We start from the raw sequence: 16,439 nt of genomic DNA, 5'->3' as shown, positions 1-16,439 counted from the left end.
CGGCCGAGCGGCCCGGCGGCCGAGCGGCCGGGCCCGGCGGGGGCCGGCTCCGAAATCCCTGTCCCCCACCGTGCCTTCGGCACGCCGTTTGGAGTGAATCCCGTATGACCCTCGGCAACGCGCTGTACGACCAGAAGCTGGCGAGCGTGTACGACCGCATGTACCCGATCGACCACGACACGGACCAGGCGGTCGAGTACGTCGCCGCGCTCACCCCGCCCGGTGGGAGCGTCCTCGAACTGGGCGTCGGCACCGGCCGGATCGCCGTCCCGCTCGCCGGGCACGGCTTCCGGGTGCACGGCATCGACGGCTCCGAGGCGATGCTCGCCCGGCTGCGCGAACGCGACCCGCGGGGCGCGGTCACCACGCAGCTGGGCGACTTCACCGAGGAGGGCACGGGGCGGACATTCGACACCGTGACGCTCGTCCTCAACACGTTCTTCGTGGCGGTCACCAAGGAGCAGCAGCTCGGCTGTCTGCGCCTGGTGCGCGAACAGCTCGCGCCCGGGGGCCGGTTCGTGCTCGAGGCGTTCGACCCGGCCCCCTACCACCATCTGGAGAAGCCCGACTTCTCGATGCGGCACCTCGACGAGCGGGCCGTCATGCTGGACACGCTGACCGTGGACCGCTCCCAGCAGCTGATGCTGTCGACGCACACGATCATCGACGGCGGTGCCCCGGAGACCCGGGAGCACGTGCTGCGCTACGCCTTCCCCTTCGAGATCGACCTGTTGGCCGAGCTGTCCGGGCTGCGGCTGGTGGACCGGGCGGAGGACTGGGCCGGGACCCCGTACACCGCCTCCAGCCTGCGCCATGTGTCCGTGTACGAGCGTGACCCCGCGTCGCCCTGGGCGGGTACGGCCGACTGACGGGACGCGGTGGGCGCGGGGGCGGGCGCAGGTGCGGGCGCGGGGGCGGCTGCCGGGGCGAGGGGCAGTTCGGCTCGTACGACGAACCCGCCGTCCGGGGTGGCGCCCGCCCGGAGCGAGCCGTCGACCAGGGCGGTGCGCTCCTTCAGGCCGGTGAGGCCGTAGCCGCTGGTCGGCGCGTCGAGCGCGGCGGCGGACGGCCGCCCGGTGCCGGGCGGGGCCTCGTTGCGGATCTCCACGACGAGCGTGGAGCCCTGCGCGGAGGGCCGCACGGTGACGGTGACGGGGGCGCCGGGGGCATGCTTGCGTACGTTGGTGAGCGCCTCCTGGACCGTCCGGTAGGCGGCCCGCTCCACGGCGGCCGTGCACGCACCGGCGTCGGGGAGCACGAGGTCCAGCGCGGCGTCCAGGCGGGCGTCGTCGACCAGGGTCGGCAGGTGGTGCAGGCGGGCGGTCTCCTCGTCGTCCGCCCGGCCCGGAGCGCGGCGCAGGACGCCCACCACGTCGCGGAGTTCGGCCATGGCGTCGGCGCTGTGGCGACGTATGGTCTCGGCGTCCTCCCGGACGGTGTCGTCGGGGGCGGTCGACCACAGGGCGCCGGACTGTGCGGCGATGATGCCGAGGTGGTACGAGACGGTGTCGTGCATCTCGCGGGCCATACGGGCGCGTTCCAGTGCGACGGCCTGCTCGGCCTCCAGGCGGCGGCCGTGCTCCTGGGACGCCGTGAGATCGGCGAGCCGGGCCCGTAGCTCGGAGCGGGTGCGGGCCAGGAGGCCCAGGCCGGCGGGGCCGATGCTGAACATGAGGGCCACCTCGACCGTGAACAGGTGGTCGGCCCACGTCATGTCCGCGGCGTCGACGGCGTATCCGGACCACATGGTCGCCCCGAAGAGCGCGGCCGCCGAGCCGATGACGACAGATCGGCGGGTGGTGCGGGACGCCACAGTGAACATGGCGATCATGGGCGCCAGCCATAGGTTGCCGGTCGCCATGGAGGGCAGCGTGGCGAGCAGCACCAGGACGGGCCATCTGCGGCGCAGCAGCAGGGCGAGCAGCGCGGGCGGGCACACGATCGCGGAGGTCGTGTCGAGCATTCCGTAGAGCGTGAACAGCTCCAGGGCGGCCGCCGCGCCGACCGCCGCGTCCACAGCGAGCCCGCCGCGCCCGCCGCGCCCGGCGAGGGCCGCGCGGGAGGTGCTGGAGCTGTGGGAGGTGCTGGAGCTGTGGGAGGTGTGGGAGGTGTGGGAGGTGTGGTGGTGCGACGGCGGCCCGGTGGTGGCGGGCGCGGGGACGGATGCGGGCGTTGACGTACTCATCTGCGGTCTCCCCGTTCTCGCAGGCGTGGGGTCCTGCGGTTCCCCCGCAGTATCGCCGAGCGGATCACGCCAATGGCGGGCGGTGGGAGGCCCCGGGGAATGCGGGCGCGTCAGGACGGTGTTCCCAGTGACAGGAAGTTCATCATTAAACTAATCTGGCGGTACGCCGCCCCGTCCCCCGGAGGTCCACATGCCTGCCGTCACCGTCGAGAACCCCCTCACCCTGCCGCGCGTCGCCGCGCCGGCGGGCGTTCCGGTGCGCAAGGTGCTCGCCGTGACGACCGCGCCCGGCGGGCTGGAGGGCGAGGGCTTCCCGGTCCGCCGCGCGTTCGCCGGGATCAACTACCGCTACCTCGACCCGTTCATCATGATGGATCAGATGGGGGAGGTGGACTACGCGCCCGGCGAGCCCAAGGGCACCCCCTGGCACCCGCACCGAGGCTTCGAGACCGTCACGTACCTCATCGACGGCACCTTCGTACACCAGGACTCCAACGGCGGGGGCGGCACCATCACCAACGGCGACACCCAGTGGATGACCGCCGGGTCCGGGATCCTGCACATCGAGGCGCCGCCGGAGTCGCTCGTCACCTCCGGCGGGCTCTTCCACGGCCTCCAGCTGTGGGTGAACCTGCCCGCCAAGGACAAGATGAAGGACCCCCGGTACCAGGACATCCGCGGCGGCTCCGTCAAGCTCCTCACCTCGTCCGACGGGGGCGCGCTGCTCCGCGTCATCGCGGGTGAGCTGGACGGCCACGACGGGCCGGGCATCACGCACACCCCCATCACCATGGTCCACGCGACCCTCCGCCCCGGCTCCGAGGTCACCCTGCCGTGGCGGTCCGACTTCAACGGCCTCGCGTATGTGCTGGCCGGGCGCGGCACCGTCGGCGCCGAGCGGCGGCCCGTCCACATGGGGCAGACGGCCGTCCTCGGCGACGGGGGAGCGGTCACCGTACGGGCCGACGACAAGCAGGACGGGCACACGCCCGACCTGGAGGTCGTCCTCCTCGGCGGGCAGCCCATCCGGGAGCCCATGGCGCACTACGGGCCGTTCGTCATGAACACCCGCGAGGAGCTCCAGCGGGCCTTCGACGACTTCCAGGCCGGGCGCCTGGGTGTCATTCCGACGAAAGAGCTCTGATCAGACTGCAACAGTGTGGCCGACCCCAATGGCCAGCCACGCGGGGGCGGGGTCTTCCAGGGCGCGGGGTGCGCAGCTTCTCGAGGTGCTGTCGAAGCTGGACATCAGCGGCCGGACGCCCGCAGCGACCACCAGGCCGGCCACCGATGTGGAGGCGGACGAGAAGGACGCCCAGAAGCTCAAGGACCTGTACGAGATGTGGGACGCCGACGAGATGCCCACGCGTGAGTACCGGCAGAAACGCCGCGAAATCGAGGCACGGATGAAGGAGCGGCAGAAGTAGACGGCTGTACGCCTGTGGGGCGGTAGCGGGAGGCGAGGTACTGCCATGAGGAGTCGCTGACGAGAGTGGTAAATGTGTTTTGCTCCGGGCCACTGGCTTCCGGGACTATGGCCGCATGGCCTCCTTGAAGCAGTTCGACCCCGCGTCCGGGACCCGCGATTTCCTCGCCGCCGAGTTCGAGCGGCGCGAGCGCGCATTCGCGACCATCCGCACCGTGTTCTCCCGCTACGGCTTCCAGCCGCTCCAGACCCCGGCATTCGAGCGGCTGGACGTACTGACCGGCAAGTACGGCGACGAGGGCGACAAACTGATCTTCAAGATTCTCCGGCGCGGCGAGCATGAGGCCACCGGAGAGGCTGATCTTGCCCTCCGCTACGACCTCACTGTCCCCCTGGCCCGCGCGGCAGCGGCCTACGGCAGTCAGCTTCCCTCGCCGTACAAGCGGTACGCCATCGCGCCGGTGTGGCGAGCCGACCGGCCCGGCAAGGGACGGTTCCGCGAGTTCGTCCAGTGCGACCTGGACATCGTCGGCTCATCCTCGCCGCTGTCGGACGCCGAGGTTGTCCTTGCGATGCACGATGCCCTTGAAGCGCTCGGCGTTCCGGAGTTCCGTTTCCTGGTGAACTCCCGCCATGCCTTGTTCGGTCTGCTGGAGGCGTACGGCGTTCCGGACGATCTCGGTTCCGGCGCGCTGATCACGCTCGACAAGCTCGACAAGCTCTCTCCGGAGGCCGTCGTGACCGAGCTGGTGGTCAGCCGTGGCCTGTCGCCGGAGGTGGCAGAGGGTTTGGTCAACGACCTCACCGCGCCCGACGCCGTCCAGCGTGTCAGGGATGAGCTGAAGTCCAGCGACGTCGGTCAGGCCGGGTTGGCCGAGGTGGACCGGCTGCTGGAACTCACCAAGGACGCGATCCCTGCCGAGCGCATCGCCTTCACGCCAAACCTCGTGCGCGGGCTCGACTACTACACCGGGATCATCTTCGAGGTGGTCGCCCCCGGCATGCCCGGATCTATCGCATCCGGTGGCCGGTACGACGGCCTCATCGGCCGCCTCGGAGGCAAGGACTCCCCCGCGTGCGGCGGCTCACTGGGCATCGAACGCATCCTTCCCCTGCTCTCCCAGGCAGACGAAGCCGCCTACTCGCAGATTGACGTAGCCGTCACCGTCATGGGCGAGGAGCAGGCCGCCGACAGCTTCCGGCTTGCGGCCGAGATCCGCCGTGCCGGAGTTCGCGCAGGTGTCTACCTCGGGGCAAGTGGGAAGTTCGCCAAGCAGATGAAATGGGCCAGTGACCAGGGCGCCCGTTTCTGCGTGATCTACGGCGCGAACGAACGCGAAGCCGGTACGGTCACGCTGCGGGACATGGACAGCGGTGAACAGGTCCAGGTCCCGTTCGATCAGGCTGCCGCAGAACTCGCGAGGCGGTGCGCACCATCCAGTTGACGCGCAGCGGACCTGTTCCGCTGCCGACTCGTTCCGAGGAGGAGCGGATGGGAACGCAAGGCGATCGCATCTTCCAGATCACTGCTGAGCGGGGTTTTCCGGACCCCTGGCTCAGCTTCGGGGACTCCCTCTGTGATGAGGCAGCCCTCAGCACGGAGTTGACCCGTGCCATCAGCAAGGCTCGCAAGGAGCCCGCAGACTGGACGCGCACGGAGGTCACGCGGGTATTCCAGGCGAAGGAGGCGAACCTTCGTCGCTGTGCGGGCATCCTGGACCAGGTGCTGAGCGACTACGACGCGTCGGGCATGTGGGGCGTGCTGGACGAACGGGCCGGCAGGCTGGACATCGCGGACGTACTGGAGACCTGGGGCTGCACCCAGGCTCTCCACCCGTTCCCCATCGTGCTCAGGAGCCTTGAGTTCAACTGGGGCTACATGAAGGAGCACGGCGTCCGGGTGTTTTACGAGATGACGCGGGGCTACGTCTCGCGTCTCCAGGAGAACACCGAGCGGTGGCATGCAGCCTGGAACGGCGAAATCGCAACCGGAGTGGTGGACCGCATCACGTCCATCGAGTGCGATCTTGCCAGCATCGAAGCCCCGATGCACTGCGACGTGTGCAAGAAGACGATCACGGCGCTGCTCTACCTCGACGAGTAGCCCACGGCGGCGCAGTGGGCATAGAGGAGGCCCCCGCTCCGGCACTCGACCTGTCCAGGGTTCGCCAGCCGGAACGGGGGCCTCGCTGTCCGCTCTGGTCCCGCGGCGGGGGAACCAGGTGAGCCCCACCCCGCCGGGTAACGGGGTCTTCCTGGGGGCTCCCGCGACCAGAGCGGGGTTCTATGGGCGTGCGAGCGTCGCACCGATCACGAAGCCGCACGAGCCGCTGATCGCGACGATCAGCAGGGGGCGAACCGGCCGACGTAGGCTGCTAAGCGCCTCACGGCTGAACCTCCCGGTTGGGGTTGCCCCGGTGGGGGTCCACCCGCCAGTAGGTCTCAGTGATCAGCTTGAATCCCCGGTGATCCGGGTTGCGGCCGGCATGGTCGAGCGCCCAAGTCTCCGCCGCACAACTGCACGACGTCATGCAGGTCAACAGCCGACGTGGTACGGAGAGCGTCCGCCGACGCCTCAGTCGGTTCTCCCGCGAGCTGTCCGCCCACCCCAGCGCGAACGCCCCCTTCACCCGCGGACTGCGCGAGGCACTCGCAGCCCACCAGGAACACTTCACCCTCGAACTGCCGTCAGGAGGCCACGCGTGACCACCCTCACCCTGCTCCACCCCGGCTCCATGGGCGCCCCACTCGCCGCCCACGCAGTCGCGAACGGCCACCGCGTGCTGTGGGTGGCGACCGGCCGCAGCGAGCGCACGCGGCAGCGGGCCGAGAAAGCGGGGTTCGTCGCGTACGAGTCGCTTGGCGCCGCCCTGGGCGAGAGCGATGCCGCGCTCTCCGTATGCCCGCCCCAGGCAGCCGAGGACATGGCAGGCACCGTGGCGCAGCACGCGTTCGGCGGCATCTACATGGACGCCAAGGCCATCAGCCCCCAGCGCATGCAGCGCATCGCCGACGGCATGCCCAAGGGGTGCACCGTCCTGGACGGCTCCATCATCGGCCCGCCGCCCTCGGACGGCCGACGAGCCCGCCTCTACCTCGCCGGCCCCGAACCCGCCCAGGACACGATCCGCGCGCTCTTCAAGGACACCGGTGTCCAGGTACGGACGGCGGGCACCGACCTGGGAGCGGCCTCGGCACTGAAGATGGCCTTCGCCGGCTACCAGAAGGCCGCCCGCGCCCTGGCCGGCGTCGCACACGCCCTGGCCGACCACCACGGCGTCCGCGACCTCCTCACCGAGGAGGCGCACACCATGACGTCCGCCATCCTCTCCGATCCCGACTACCTTCCCAGCGTCGCCGCCCGCGCTTGGCGCTGGGGTCCGGAGATGGACGAGGTCGCCGAGACCCTGCGCGCCGCCGACCTCCCGCCGCAGGTCGCCGAAGCCACCCGGCTGATCTACGACCGCTGGGCACAGGACAAGGACCAGGAGCTGCCTCTCGACATCGTCTTGGCGCATCTTCGACAGGTCGGCTGACCGCGTCACACGAAGGCGTAGAGCTGGACACCCCTGGTGGCCTCCTCACACAAGGCAGGGAGGCCACCAGGAGGTGAGTCACCGACCTCCGGCGGGCTCTTCCACGGCCTCCAGCTGTGGGTGCGAGGGGCCGGGCATCACGCCTCGCGTATGTGCTGGCCGGGCGCGGCGCCGTCGGCGCCGAGCGGCGGCCCGTCCACATGGGGCAGACGGCCGTCCTCGGCGACGGGGGAGCGGTCACCGTACGGGCCGACGACAAGCAGGACGGGCACACGCCCGACCTGGAGGTCGTCCTCCTCGGCGGGCAGCCCATCCGGGAGCCCATGGCGCACTACGGGCCGTTCGTCATGAACACCCGCGAGGAGCTCCAGCGGGCCTTCGACGACTTCCAGGCCGGGCGCCTCGGCCGCATCCCGGCGGTGCACGGCATGGGCGAGGGCCGACCCGCCTGACGGCGGCGCCGGACTGACAGAGCGTCACCCGCGTGGGTCCCGCCACCGAGCGGGGCCCACGCGCGCGTGGTGCCCTGGGGGAGTGCCGACGTCCCTGCTGCCCGAGCCCGTCCGCCGTCTCGCCGCCTGGTGTGTCGTCGTCCTGCTGGTCACCGGCGTCGTGGCCGTGGTCGTCTGGCTGTTCGGCACATTCCGGACGGCCGTCACCGCGGTCCTGCTCGCGCTGCTCGGGTCCGCACTGCTCGGGCCGCTGTACCGGCGGCTCGTCATCCTGCGGGTGCAGCGGTCCCTGGCGGCCGCCCTCACCTGTGCCGCCGTGGTCGCCGTCTTCGGCGGTGCCGGATACATCATCGTCGCCGCCCTGATCGACACCGGCGAACAGATCGTGGAGTCCCTGCGGCAGGCGGTCCGCGACCTCGCCCGGTTCGTCGGGGCGGAGGGCACCACCCTGGACGATCTCGTCACCTACGCCCAGGACCGGCTGAGCCGGCTGGGCGGCGGCGCCGCCTCCGGGGTGATCAGCGGGATCGGCGTGGTCGCCCAGGTGCTCACCGTGGCGCTCCTCGCGCTGCTGCTCGTCTTCTTCTTCATGCGGGACTCGGGCCGGGCAGTCCGCGCCCTGCGCTCCTTCTCCCCCGCGGGCCGCGCCGACATCGTGGAGGCGATGGCGCGGCGGGCCTTCGGGGCCGTCGAGGGCTTTATGCGCGGCACCACACTGATCGCGCTGATCGACGCCACGTTCATCACCGTCGGCCTGCTCGTGCTGGGCGTCCCGGGCGCCGTCGGGCTGGGCGCGCTCGTGTTCATCGGCGCCTACATCCCGTACCTCGGCGCGTTCATCTCCGGTGCCGTCGCCGTGCTCGTGGCCCTCGCCGACCGGGGTTTCGCCATCGCCCTGTGGACGCTGGGCGTCGTCCTCGCCGTACAGACCCTGGAGGGCAACATCCTCCAGCCGGTGATCCAGAGCCGGATGGTGCGGATCCACCCCGCCGTGGTGCTGGTCGCCCTGACCGCGGGCGCTTCCGTCGCCGGGGTCCTCGGCATGCTGCTCGCCGTGCCGTTCACCGCGGCCGTGTTCGGCGTCCTGGGCGAGCTGCGCCGGCACTACGGCTACGGAGAGGGACCGGGAGACGGTCAGACGGCCGACGCGCCGCCCTCGTAGAGCTCGAACCAGATCGACTTGCCGTCACCGCGCGGGTCCACGCCCCACGCGTGCGCCAGCATCTCCATCAGCAGCACGCCGCGCCCCGACGACGCCATCTCGCCGGGTCTGCGCCGGTGCGGCAGCTCGTCGCTGGCGTCCGCGACCTCCACGCGCAGCCGCCGCGCCCCGTGGTCGCCGGTCGCCTCCGCCACCAGCAGCGCGTCGCCGTCGGTGTGCACCAGCACGTTCGTGACCATCTCCGAGACCATCAGGACCGCCGCGTCGACCTGGTCCGTGTCCGCCCAGTCGTGGAGCAGCTCCCGCAGTCGCTGCCGGGCGCCCGCGATCCGCTCCGGCTCCGCCTGGGCGACGCTCAGCGCCGTACGCCGCGGCGGGGCCAGCCGGCCGGCGGTGACGCCCGTACGGGACAGCAGGAGTATCGCGATGTCGTCCTCGCGGCGGTCGGCGAGCGGCCCGGTCGTGTGGTGCGAGCTGGGGCCGTGCACGGCCTGCACCAGGCAGTCGGCGAGTACGTCCAGGGACTCCTTGGCCGGGCGGTACTCCTCCAGCAGCTTGCGGACCCGCAGCCAGCCGGTCTCCAGGTCGTGCCCGCCGGTCTCCAGGAGCCCGTCGGTGCAGATCATCAGGGTGTCGCCGGGCTCCAGGGTGAGCCGGGTCGTCGGATAGTCGGTGTCCGGGACGATGCCCAGCGGAAGCCCGCCGTCCGTCTGTCTGATGAGCACGGTGCCGTCGGCCATGCGGATCGCCGGGTCCGGGTGCCCGGCGCGGGCGATGTCGAGCGTGCCGGTCGCCGGGTCGACCTCCAGGTACAGGCAGGTCGCGAAGCGTGCGCCGTCCGCCCCCGTGCCGGACTCCGCGTCGCCGCCGCCGTTCGCGCCCTCCGTGATCCCGTACAGGAACCGGGACGCCCGCGACAGCACCGCGGCCGGCCGGTGCCCCTCCGCGGCGTACGCGCGCAGGGCGATCCGCAGCTGACCCATCAGCCCCGCCGCCCGCACGTCGTGCCCCTGCACGTCGCCGATCACGAACGCCACGCGCCCGGCCGGCAGCTGGATCATGTCGTACCAGTCGCCGCCGACCTGGAGCCCGCCGCCCGTCGGCACATACCGCGCGGCCACGTCCATGCCGGGGACCGCGGGTCCGAGGACCGGCATCATCGCCCGCTGGAGGCCCAGCGACAGCTCCCGCTCCGACTCGGCGACACCCGCCCTCGCCAGCGCCTGGGCCAGCATCCGCGCGACCGTCGTCAGCACCGAGCGCTCGTCCGGCGTGAACCCGACCCGGTACTTGAACGCCGCCATCCACGCGCCCATCGTGCGGCCCGCGACGATCAGCGGCAGAAACGCCCATGACTCCCGCTCGAAGCGCTGCGCGAGCGGCCAGGTCGCCGGATAGCGCTCCCGGTACTCCTCAGGCGTCGGCAGATAGATCGCCCGGCCCGTCCGTACGACCTCCGCCGCCGGGTAGTCGGTGTCCAGCGCCATCTCCGTGAAGGGGCCCTCGTCGCCCACGCGGTGCCCGTGTTGACCGATGATCGTCAGCCGGTCGCCCGCGACGCCGAAGACCGCGAGTCCGTCCGGCGAGAACCCGGGCATCGACAGCGACGCCGCGACCCGCAGCACCTCGGCCGTCGACCGCGCCTCGGCCAGCGCCCGCCCCGCGTCCAGCAGGAACGCCTCGCGCGACCGCCGCCAGTCGCCGGTGACCGGCGTCCGCGCGGCCGAGCCCGGCTCCGGCTCGGCGACCTCCTGGAGCATGCCCACCAGCTCGAAGCCGTCGCCGTTCGTCAGCGGCTTGGAGCGGGTCCGTACGGTACGCAGCACCCGGCCGCTCTCGTCCATGACCCGCAGCCGGGCCTCCGCGAGGGTGCCCTCGGCGGCGGCCAGGTTGACTACGCCGTCGATCTCGTTCCAGTCGACGGGATGAAACCGGGAGCGTACGGCGCCTTCCGTCAGCTCCACCGGCTCGGCGGGCAGGCCCAGCAGCCGGGCCGCCTCGCCGTCGAGCGAGACGATCCCGGTCGCGTTGTCCCAACGCCACAGGCCGGTCAGAGTCGCGGCCAGGACGTCCTCGGTGCGCATTGCCCCACTTTATGAAGATGGACCGATGAGACGCCACTGTGCGAGGGCTGTGAGCTGCGGCTCAATAGGTCAGGGAATCCGTCTTGGGACGGACGGTAACCTTGACGGGTCGAGCCATACCCACACACCCGAAGACTGGATGAACGACGATGCATCGGTACAGGTCCCACACCTGCGGCGAGCTCCGCGCTTCTGACGTCGGTACCGACGTCCGGCTGAGCGGCTGGCTGCACAATCGGCGCGACCTGGGCGGCATCCTCTTCATCGATCTGCGCGACCACTACGGCATCACGCAGCTCGTCGCCCGGCCCGGCACCGCCGCGTACGAGGCCCTCGACAAGCAGACCAAGGAGTCCGTCGTCCGCGTCGACGGCGAGGTCGTGTCACGCGGCACCGAGAACGTGAACGCGGATCTGCCGACCGGCGAGATCGAGGTCGAGGTCTCCGACGTGGAGGTGCTCGGCGCGGCGGGCCCGCTGCCGTTCACGATCAACACGGACGACGGCGTCAACGAGGAGCGGCGCCTGGAGTACCGCTTCCTCGACCTGCGCCGCGAGCGCATGCACCGCAACATCATGCTGCGCACGGCCGTGGTCTCCGCGATCCGGCACAAGATGGTCGCCCTCGGCTTCAACGAGATGGCGACGCCGATCCTCACCGCGACCTCCCCCGAGGGCGCCCGTGACTTCGTCGTCCCGTCCCGCCTCAACCCGGGCAGGTTCTACGCGCTGCCGCAGGCGCCGCAGCAGTTCAAGCAGCTGCTGATGGTCTCCGGCTTCGACCGCTACTTCCAGATCGCGCCCTGCTTCCGCGACGAGGACGCCCGCGCCGACCGGTCGCCGGGCGAGTTCTACCAGCTCGACGTCGAGATGTCCTTCGTCGAGCAGGAGGACGTCTTCCAGCCGATCGAGAAGCTCATGACCGAGCTGTTCGAGGAGTTCGGCGGCGGCCGCCATGTCACGTCGCCGTTCCCGCGCATCCCGTTCCGCGAGGCGATGCTGAAGTACGGCTCCGACAAGCCGGACCTGCGGGCCGGGCTGGAGCTCTTCGACATCACCGACGTGTTCGCCGAGTCGGAGTTCAAGGCGTTCGCGGGCAAGCACGTGCGCGCCCTGCCGGTGCCGGATGTCGCCGGGCAGCCGCGCAAGTTCTTCGACGGCATGGGCGACTTCGCCGTCGAGCACGGCGCGAAGGGTCTGGCCTGGATCCGCGTGGGCGAGGACATGGCGTTCAGCGGCCCGATCGCCAAGTTCCTCACCGAGGAGAACGTCAAGACGCTCGTCGACCGCCTCGCCCTGAAGCCCGGCCACGCCGTGTTCTTCGGCGCCGGCGACTTCGACGAGGTCTCGAAGATCATGAGCGCGGTGCGTGTGGAGGCCGCGCGGCGCGCCGGGCACTTCGAGGAGGACGTGTTCCGGTTCTGCTGGATCGTGGACTTCCCGATGTACGAGAAGGACGAGGAGACCGGCAAGATCGACTTCTCCCACAACCCCTTCTCGATGCCCCAGGGCGGCATGAAGGACCTGGAGGAGAAGGACCCGCTGGACATCCTGGCCTGGCAGTACGACATCGTCTGCAACGGTGTCGAGCTGTCGTCCGGCGCCATCCGGAACCACGAGCCCGAGATCATGATCAAGGCGTTCGAGATCGCCGGGTACGACCGCGAGACGGTCGAGGCCGAGTTCGCGGGCATGCTCCGCGCGTTCCGCTTCGGCGCCCCGCCGCACGGCGGCATCGCCCCGGGCGTCGACCGCATCGTCATGCTGCTGGCCGACGAGCCGAACATCCGCGAGACCATCGCGTTCCCGCTCAACGGCAACGCGCAGGACCTGATGATGGGCGCGCCGACGGAGCTGGACGAGTCGCGGCTGCGGGAGCTGAACATCGCGCTGCGGAAGCCGGTGGCCGACAAGTAGGCGCCGGTTTCTCGGCCGAAGGCCCCGCGCCCGGAAGGGGCGCGGGGCCTTCGGCTGCCTTTTGTGTGCCTTTTGTGTGCCGCGGGATCTTGCCCATACGGGGGCAACCCCAACGGGGGGCCGTCGCGTTGTCAGGGTGTGAAGCACCGGGACGACGACGGACGGCGAGTACGTGGACGGCGACGGCAGGACTTCGGCTCCGAGGAGTGGTCCCCGTGACCACCGTGGGGCCGGGTCGCGGTCGCGGGCACCGTGCCGGACACCGGCTGACCGAAGCCGAACACCTCCTGGCCGCAGCGACGTTCGGCACCGACGCGACTCCCGTAGCCGGCACCACCCGAAAGGCCGTGACACATGCCTGCCTCCCGACGCCCGCGGCGCCGCCTCGTCGTCGCCGCCGTGCTGCTGATTCCGTTGCTGCCGCTGACCGCGTGCGCGGATGCCGACGGCGCGCGCGGAGACTCGTCCCGCCCGGCCGCCGGAGCCCCGGGAGCCCCCGGAGTCCCCGGTGACGACGGCCAGGCCGGCCGGCGCGCGACCGCCCCGGCCTCCCCCGCGTCCCCGGCCGCTCCGGCCGGTATCCCCGGTCTCGGCCCGGCCACCCGCGGCGGCATCCCCGAGAAGAGCCGCCAGGCCGTCGTCGTCAGGGGCGACGACCAGGACGCGAACACGTCCACGGTCACTCTCTACGAACGGCACGCCACCGAGGGCTGGAAGGCGGTGTCCGACCCGTGGCCCGCGCACAACGGCCTCAAGGGCTGGACCGACCACCACACGCAGGACGACCTCCGCTCCCCGATCGGCGTCTTCGGCCTCACGGACGCGGGCGGCCTCCTCCCAGACCCGGGCACGAAGCTCCCGTACGACCAGGACCACGGCTTCACCATCCGGGGCACCGGCGCCCTGGGGGAGCCGCTGGAAGGCTCCTTCGACTATGTCGTCGCCATCAACTACAACCGCAGGCCCGGCACGAGCCCGCTGGACTGGACCCGCCCCCTGGGCGCCGAACGCGGCGGCGGCATCTGGCTCCACGTCGACCACGAGGGCCCCACACAGGGGTGTGTCTCCCTGAAGGAGCCCCGCATGCGGGAGCTTCTGAAGTGGCTGGACCCGGCGGCGAAGCCGGTGGTGGTGATGGGGGACGTGACGAGCCTGGGCCGCTGAGACGCCTGGTTCAGCCGTGGGCCGGGCAGGTCGCGCGGAGCCGGGAGACGAACCAGCCTTCGCCGAGCACTCCACCGCCGGGCGCCAGAACGGTGCCCGAGCGGGCGGTGACCGCCGTGGCGAGTGCGGGGCCCCGGAGTGACGGGTCGCCGGCCAGGGCCTCGGCCAGGGCGGTCACGGCGGTGGCGCACACCCTGCCGCTGCGGCTGATCGTGGTGGACGGCTCGCTGGCAATCGTGCCCGCCCCGCGCACCGAGGACGGCGAGATCGCGGCGGTGATCCTGCACAGCGACGCCCTGGTGGGCGTGTTCCGGGAGATCTTCGATCACTGCTGGGCGGGCGCGAGCGTCCTGTCCGAGACCGCCGCCGCCCTCGACTCCTCGGCCCCCGCCGCCGACGGTGGGTGGGAACCCACCGGCCGGCACCGTGAGGTGCTGCGGATGCTCGGGGGCGGACTGACCGACGAGGCGATGGCCCGCAAGCTCGGGATCTCCGAGCGTACGGTCCGCCGCCTCGTCTCGGATCTGACGGAACGCCTAGGGGCGGCCAGCCGGTTCCAGGCCGGGGTCGCTGCCGTGCGGCTGGGCTGGCTCGACGTCTGAGGCGGCGGCGGACGCCTGGTCGTCCCGGTCCTTGTCCTTGTTCTGGTCCGCGTACTGGTCCCCGCCCTGGTCCCCGCCCTGGTCCCGGTCCGCCACAGTGCGTCCCCAGGCCGTGCCCGCGAGGATCAGCGCCACGCCGACGAAGCCCAGCCACCCCGGCCGGTCCCCGGCCAGCGCGATGCCGAAGACGGCGGCCCAGACGGGCTCCGTGCCGAGCAGCAGGCTGACCCGCGACGGGGAGGTACGCCGTACCGCCCACATCTGTACGAAGAACGCGAACAGCGTGCAGAACACCGACAGATACAGCAGCCCCAGCCACTCGGCGGCGCTGAAGGCGGCGGCCACCGCCCATGGCGTCCCGTCCCCGCCGGACGTCGTCGACAGCAGCGCGAACACCAGGACCGCGCCGCCCAGCTGGACCGTGGTCAGCGACATCGAGTCCGCGCCCCGCACCGAGTCCATGCGGGCCATCGCCAGTACGTGCACGGTCCGGGCGACGGCGGCGCCCAGCATCAGCAGGTCACCGCCGGACGGGGCACTGAACCCGGTGCCCTGGGCCAGCAGCACCACACCGAGGACGGAGAGGCCCGCCGCCGCCATGAAGGTCCCGGACAGCCGCGTGCCCCGCACCCGGCTCTCCGCGACCGGCGTGAAGATCATGGTGAGGCTGATGATGAGCCCGGCGTTCGTCGCGGACGTGTGGACGACGCCGTACGTCTCCAGGAGGAAGATCCCCGCGAGGATCAGCCCCAGCAGTCCGGCGCCGCGTATCTGGGCGCCGCTGAGCGCCCGTAGCTTCCGCCACCCGGTGACCACGAGTACGGGCAGCACCACGGCGAACCGCAGCACCAGCACCGCGAGCACGGTCTGGGCCGTGGTGATTCCCTTCGCCGCCAGATAACTGGAGCCCCACACCACCGCGACCAGCAGGACGGGCAGGTCGGTCAGCCAGGCACGGCGGGCCATGGTGACGGTCAATTCAGGCTCCTCGGCAGAAGTGCGGAAGTACGGGCGCGTGGGGTCAGCGCGCGGTGCAGGCGATCACCAGGACGTCGCGGTGTGCGGCGAGGCCGGGGTCCACCGGTCGCACGGGGGTCACCGAGTGCAGGGTGCGGCGGTCGTCGCCCAGCAGCAGGTCACCGGGCTGGGACAGCGTAGTGGTGAGCAGATGGGCGCCGTCGTCCGCGTAGACGCCGCTCTCGCCGCCCCGGGCGTACATCTCCTCCGGAACGTCGTGCAGCTCCGGGTCGTCGAGGATGCCCGACTCGAACTCGCGGCACCACAGGTTCGAGTCGCCGCTGACGATGCGCCCGGCGAGCAGGTCCACGTCGGCGGCACGGAGCGCGGCGAGCTTGTCGTCGCGGGAGACGGGGTCGAGGTCGTACGGGCTGCCGAAGGCACCCTCGTAACCGAGCAGTCCGAGCGCGCCGTTGAGCCTGCGCAGGGTGTTCTGGGAGCGGTTCGCGGTGTGCAGCACGGCCTGCGCGCCGAGGCTCCTGGCCAGGTCCACCGCGCTCCGCGCGATGAGCGGGCGGCTGAGGGTGGAGCTGACGGGGTGGATGCCGAGGTACACGGCCTGCGCGGCGATGGCGGGCGCCACGTACCGCTCGGCGAACTCGGCACGCCGGTCCAGGATGTGGACGGTCGCCCCGAGGGCCTCGGCCACCTGGCGCTTGTACGTCCCGGACTCGTCCTCGCCGATGTCGACGCTGACGGCGTGCACATCACGGACGCCCATCCGGCGCAGCCGGAGCAGCAGGTACGAGCTGTCGAGTCCGCCGCTGAACAGGGTCACGACGGGCCGGCCGGGTGCCAGATCCTCCAACTGCGAGAAGGATCGGATGAGCGGGGGCCGCATGGTCTCTCCAACCTCTGTGTGGTTCACGGAGGAGGAGATTTCCGTGCGCCGGAC

At 71.4% G+C, this 16,439-nt stretch carries 15 protein-coding genes and 2 pseudogenes; 12 read left to right on the top strand and 5 right to left on the bottom strand.

Annotated features, from left to right (window positions below; genetic code table 11):
• Nucleotides 1-104: 104 nt before the first annotated feature.
• Nucleotides 105-869 carry a class I SAM-dependent methyltransferase gene (locus FVS66_RS25660; RefSeq protein WP_149183587.1) on the top strand — a complete coding sequence of 255 codons (765 nt, stop codon included), beginning with the start codon at nt 105-107 and terminating at the stop codon, nt 867-869.
• A 68-nt stretch (nt 870-937) separates the two neighbouring features.
• Here the strand turns inward: FVS66_RS25660 and FVS66_RS36945 are convergent.
• Nucleotides 938-1,528: pseudogene (locus FVS66_RS36945) on the bottom strand (sensor histidine kinase); the annotation flags it as partial.
• 847 nt (nt 1,529-2,375) lie between these two features.
• On the opposite strand from FVS66_RS36945, the gene FVS66_RS25650 reads away from it, so the two are divergent.
• The 8 genes and pseudogenes from FVS66_RS25650 to FVS66_RS25620 all read left to right on the top strand — a co-directional run bounded on the left by FVS66_RS25650 (nt 2,376) and on the right by FVS66_RS25620 (nt 8,761).
• Nucleotides 2,376-3,329: a pirin family protein gene (locus FVS66_RS25650; protein WP_149183585.1), complete on the top strand. Its 954-nt coding sequence runs from the start codon at nt 2,376-2,378 to the stop codon at nt 3,327-3,329.
• An 85-nt stretch (nt 3,330-3,414) separates the two neighbouring features.
• A complete protein-coding gene (locus tag FVS66_RS25645; protein ID WP_149183584.1) occupies nt 3,415-3,612 on the top strand; it encodes a hypothetical protein in 198 nt (65 codons plus the stop codon).
• A 115-nt stretch (nt 3,613-3,727) separates the two neighbouring features.
• Nucleotides 3,728-5,056 carry a histidine--tRNA ligase gene (hisS, locus tag FVS66_RS25640; RefSeq protein WP_149183583.1) on the top strand — a complete coding sequence of 443 codons (1,329 nt, stop codon included), beginning with the start codon at nt 3,728-3,730 and terminating at the stop codon, nt 5,054-5,056.
• Between the two features lie 47 nt (nt 5,057-5,103).
• Complete coding sequence (locus tag FVS66_RS25635) at nt 5,104-5,715, top strand: hypothetical protein (protein ID WP_149183582.1); 612 nt, start codon at nt 5,104-5,106, stop codon at nt 5,713-5,715.
• A gap of 425 nt (nt 5,716-6,140) precedes the next feature.
• Nucleotides 6,141-6,317 (top strand): hypothetical protein, encoded by a 177-nt coding sequence (locus FVS66_RS35225; protein ID WP_187645692.1) that lies wholly within the window; start codon nt 6,141-6,143, stop codon nt 6,315-6,317.
• Complete coding sequence (locus tag FVS66_RS25630; protein ID WP_149183581.1) at nt 6,314-7,147, top strand: NAD(P)-dependent oxidoreductase; 834 nt, start codon at nt 6,314-6,316, stop codon at nt 7,145-7,147. Before FVS66_RS35225 ends, FVS66_RS25630 begins: the two co-directional genes overlap by 4 nt.
• 143 nt (nt 7,148-7,290) lie before the next feature.
• Nucleotides 7,291-7,599 (top strand): annotated as a pseudogene (locus FVS66_RS25625) (pirin-like C-terminal cupin domain-containing protein); the annotation flags it as partial.
• Nucleotides 7,600-7,681: 82 nt separating this feature from the next.
• On the top strand, nt 7,682-8,761 hold the full coding sequence (locus FVS66_RS25620) for an AI-2E family transporter (RefSeq protein WP_149183580.1): 1,080 nt from the start codon (nt 7,682-7,684) through the stop codon (nt 8,759-8,761).
• On the opposite strand, the gene FVS66_RS25615 is transcribed toward FVS66_RS25620, so the two are convergent.
• Nucleotides 8,734-10,845 carry a SpoIIE family protein phosphatase gene (locus FVS66_RS25615; protein WP_149183579.1) on the bottom strand — a complete coding sequence of 704 codons (2,112 nt, stop codon included), beginning with the start codon at nt 10,843-10,845 and terminating at the stop codon, nt 8,734-8,736. The genes FVS66_RS25620 and FVS66_RS25615 overlap by 28 nt on opposite strands.
• Before the next feature lie 149 nt (nt 10,846-10,994).
• Between FVS66_RS25615 and aspS the strand changes: the two genes are divergently transcribed.
• Nucleotides 10,995-12,761 carry an aspartate--tRNA ligase gene (aspS, locus tag FVS66_RS25610; protein WP_149183578.1) on the top strand — a complete coding sequence of 589 codons (1,767 nt, stop codon included), beginning with the start codon at nt 10,995-10,997 and terminating at the stop codon, nt 12,759-12,761.
• Nucleotides 12,762-13,115: 354 nt separating this feature from the next.
• Nucleotides 13,116-13,925, top strand: coding sequence for a L,D-transpeptidase family protein (locus FVS66_RS25605; RefSeq protein ID WP_149183577.1), 810 nt, complete (start codon nt 13,116-13,118; stop codon nt 13,923-13,925).
• Nucleotides 13,926-13,935: 10 nt separating this feature from the next.
• Here the strand turns inward: FVS66_RS25605 and FVS66_RS36235 are convergent, their stop codons facing one another.
• Nucleotides 13,936-14,103, bottom strand: a complete 168-nt coding sequence (locus FVS66_RS36235; protein ID WP_262387204.1) for a hypothetical protein — start codon at nt 14,101-14,103, stop codon at nt 13,936-13,938.
• A gap of 4 nt (nt 14,104-14,107) precedes the next feature.
• Here FVS66_RS36235 and FVS66_RS25600 point away from each other — a divergent pair, with 4 nt between their 5' ends.
• A complete protein-coding gene (locus FVS66_RS25600; protein ID WP_262387203.1) occupies nt 14,108-14,527 on the top strand; it encodes a LuxR C-terminal-related transcriptional regulator in 420 nt (139 codons plus the stop codon).
• Here FVS66_RS25600 and FVS66_RS25595 read toward each other — a convergent pair.
• The gene (locus FVS66_RS25595; RefSeq protein ID WP_149183614.1) at nt 14,462-15,493 is read right to left on the bottom strand and encodes a DMT family transporter; all 1,032 of its coding nucleotides are present in this window, start codon (nt 15,491-15,493) and stop codon (nt 14,462-14,464) included. The two genes, FVS66_RS25600 and FVS66_RS25595, sit on opposite strands and share 66 nt — an antisense overlap.
• Nucleotides 15,494-15,548: 55 nt before the next feature.
• Nucleotides 15,549-16,385 carry a 2OG-Fe dioxygenase family protein gene (locus tag FVS66_RS25585; protein WP_262387202.1) on the bottom strand — a complete coding sequence of 279 codons (837 nt, stop codon included), beginning with the start codon at nt 16,383-16,385 and terminating at the stop codon, nt 15,549-15,551.
• Between the last annotated feature and the right edge of the window lie 54 nt (nt 16,386-16,439).

It is taken from the genome of Streptomyces sp. TRM49041 (genome assembly GCF_008271805.1).
GTDB lineage: Bacteria > Actinomycetota > Actinomycetes > Streptomycetales > Streptomycetaceae > Streptomyces.
Note: the sequence above shows the minus strand (reverse complement) of the source record. Positions and strands in the feature narration are given on the sequence as shown.

What these genes read in the sequence shown, in the direction of transcription:
- FVS66_RS25660 (WP_149183587.1), top strand. Translation starts at nt 105, where the DNA reads ATGACCCTCGGCAACGCGCTGTACGACCAGAAGCTGGCGAGCGTGTAC.
- FVS66_RS25650 (WP_149183585.1), top strand. Translation starts at nt 2,376, where the DNA reads ATGCCTGCCGTCACCGTCGAGAACCCCCTCACCCTGCCGCGCGTCGCC.
- hisS (WP_149183583.1), top strand. Translation starts at nt 3,728, where the DNA reads ATGGCCTCCTTGAAGCAGTTCGACCCCGCGTCCGGGACCCGCGATTTC.
- FVS66_RS25635 (WP_149183582.1), top strand. Translation starts at nt 5,104, where the DNA reads ATGGGAACGCAAGGCGATCGCATCTTCCAGATCACTGCTGAGCGGGGT.
- FVS66_RS35225 (WP_187645692.1), top strand. Translation starts at nt 6,141, where the DNA reads ATGCAGGTCAACAGCCGACGTGGTACGGAGAGCGTCCGCCGACGCCTC.
- FVS66_RS25615 (WP_149183579.1), bottom strand. Translation starts at nt 10,845, where the DNA reads ATGCGCACCGAGGACGTCCTGGCCGCGACTCTGACCGGCCTGTGGCGT.
- aspS (WP_149183578.1), top strand. Translation starts at nt 10,995, where the DNA reads ATGCATCGGTACAGGTCCCACACCTGCGGCGAGCTCCGCGCTTCTGAC.
- FVS66_RS25605 (WP_149183577.1), top strand. Translation starts at nt 13,116, where the DNA reads ATGCCTGCCTCCCGACGCCCGCGGCGCCGCCTCGTCGTCGCCGCCGTG.
- FVS66_RS25595 (WP_149183614.1), bottom strand. Translation starts at nt 15,493, where the DNA reads ATGGCCCGCCGTGCCTGGCTGACCGACCTGCCCGTCCTGCTGGTCGCG.
- FVS66_RS25585 (WP_262387202.1), bottom strand. Translation starts at nt 16,385, where the DNA reads ATGCGGCCCCCGCTCATCCGATCCTTCTCGCAGTTGGAGGATCTGGCA.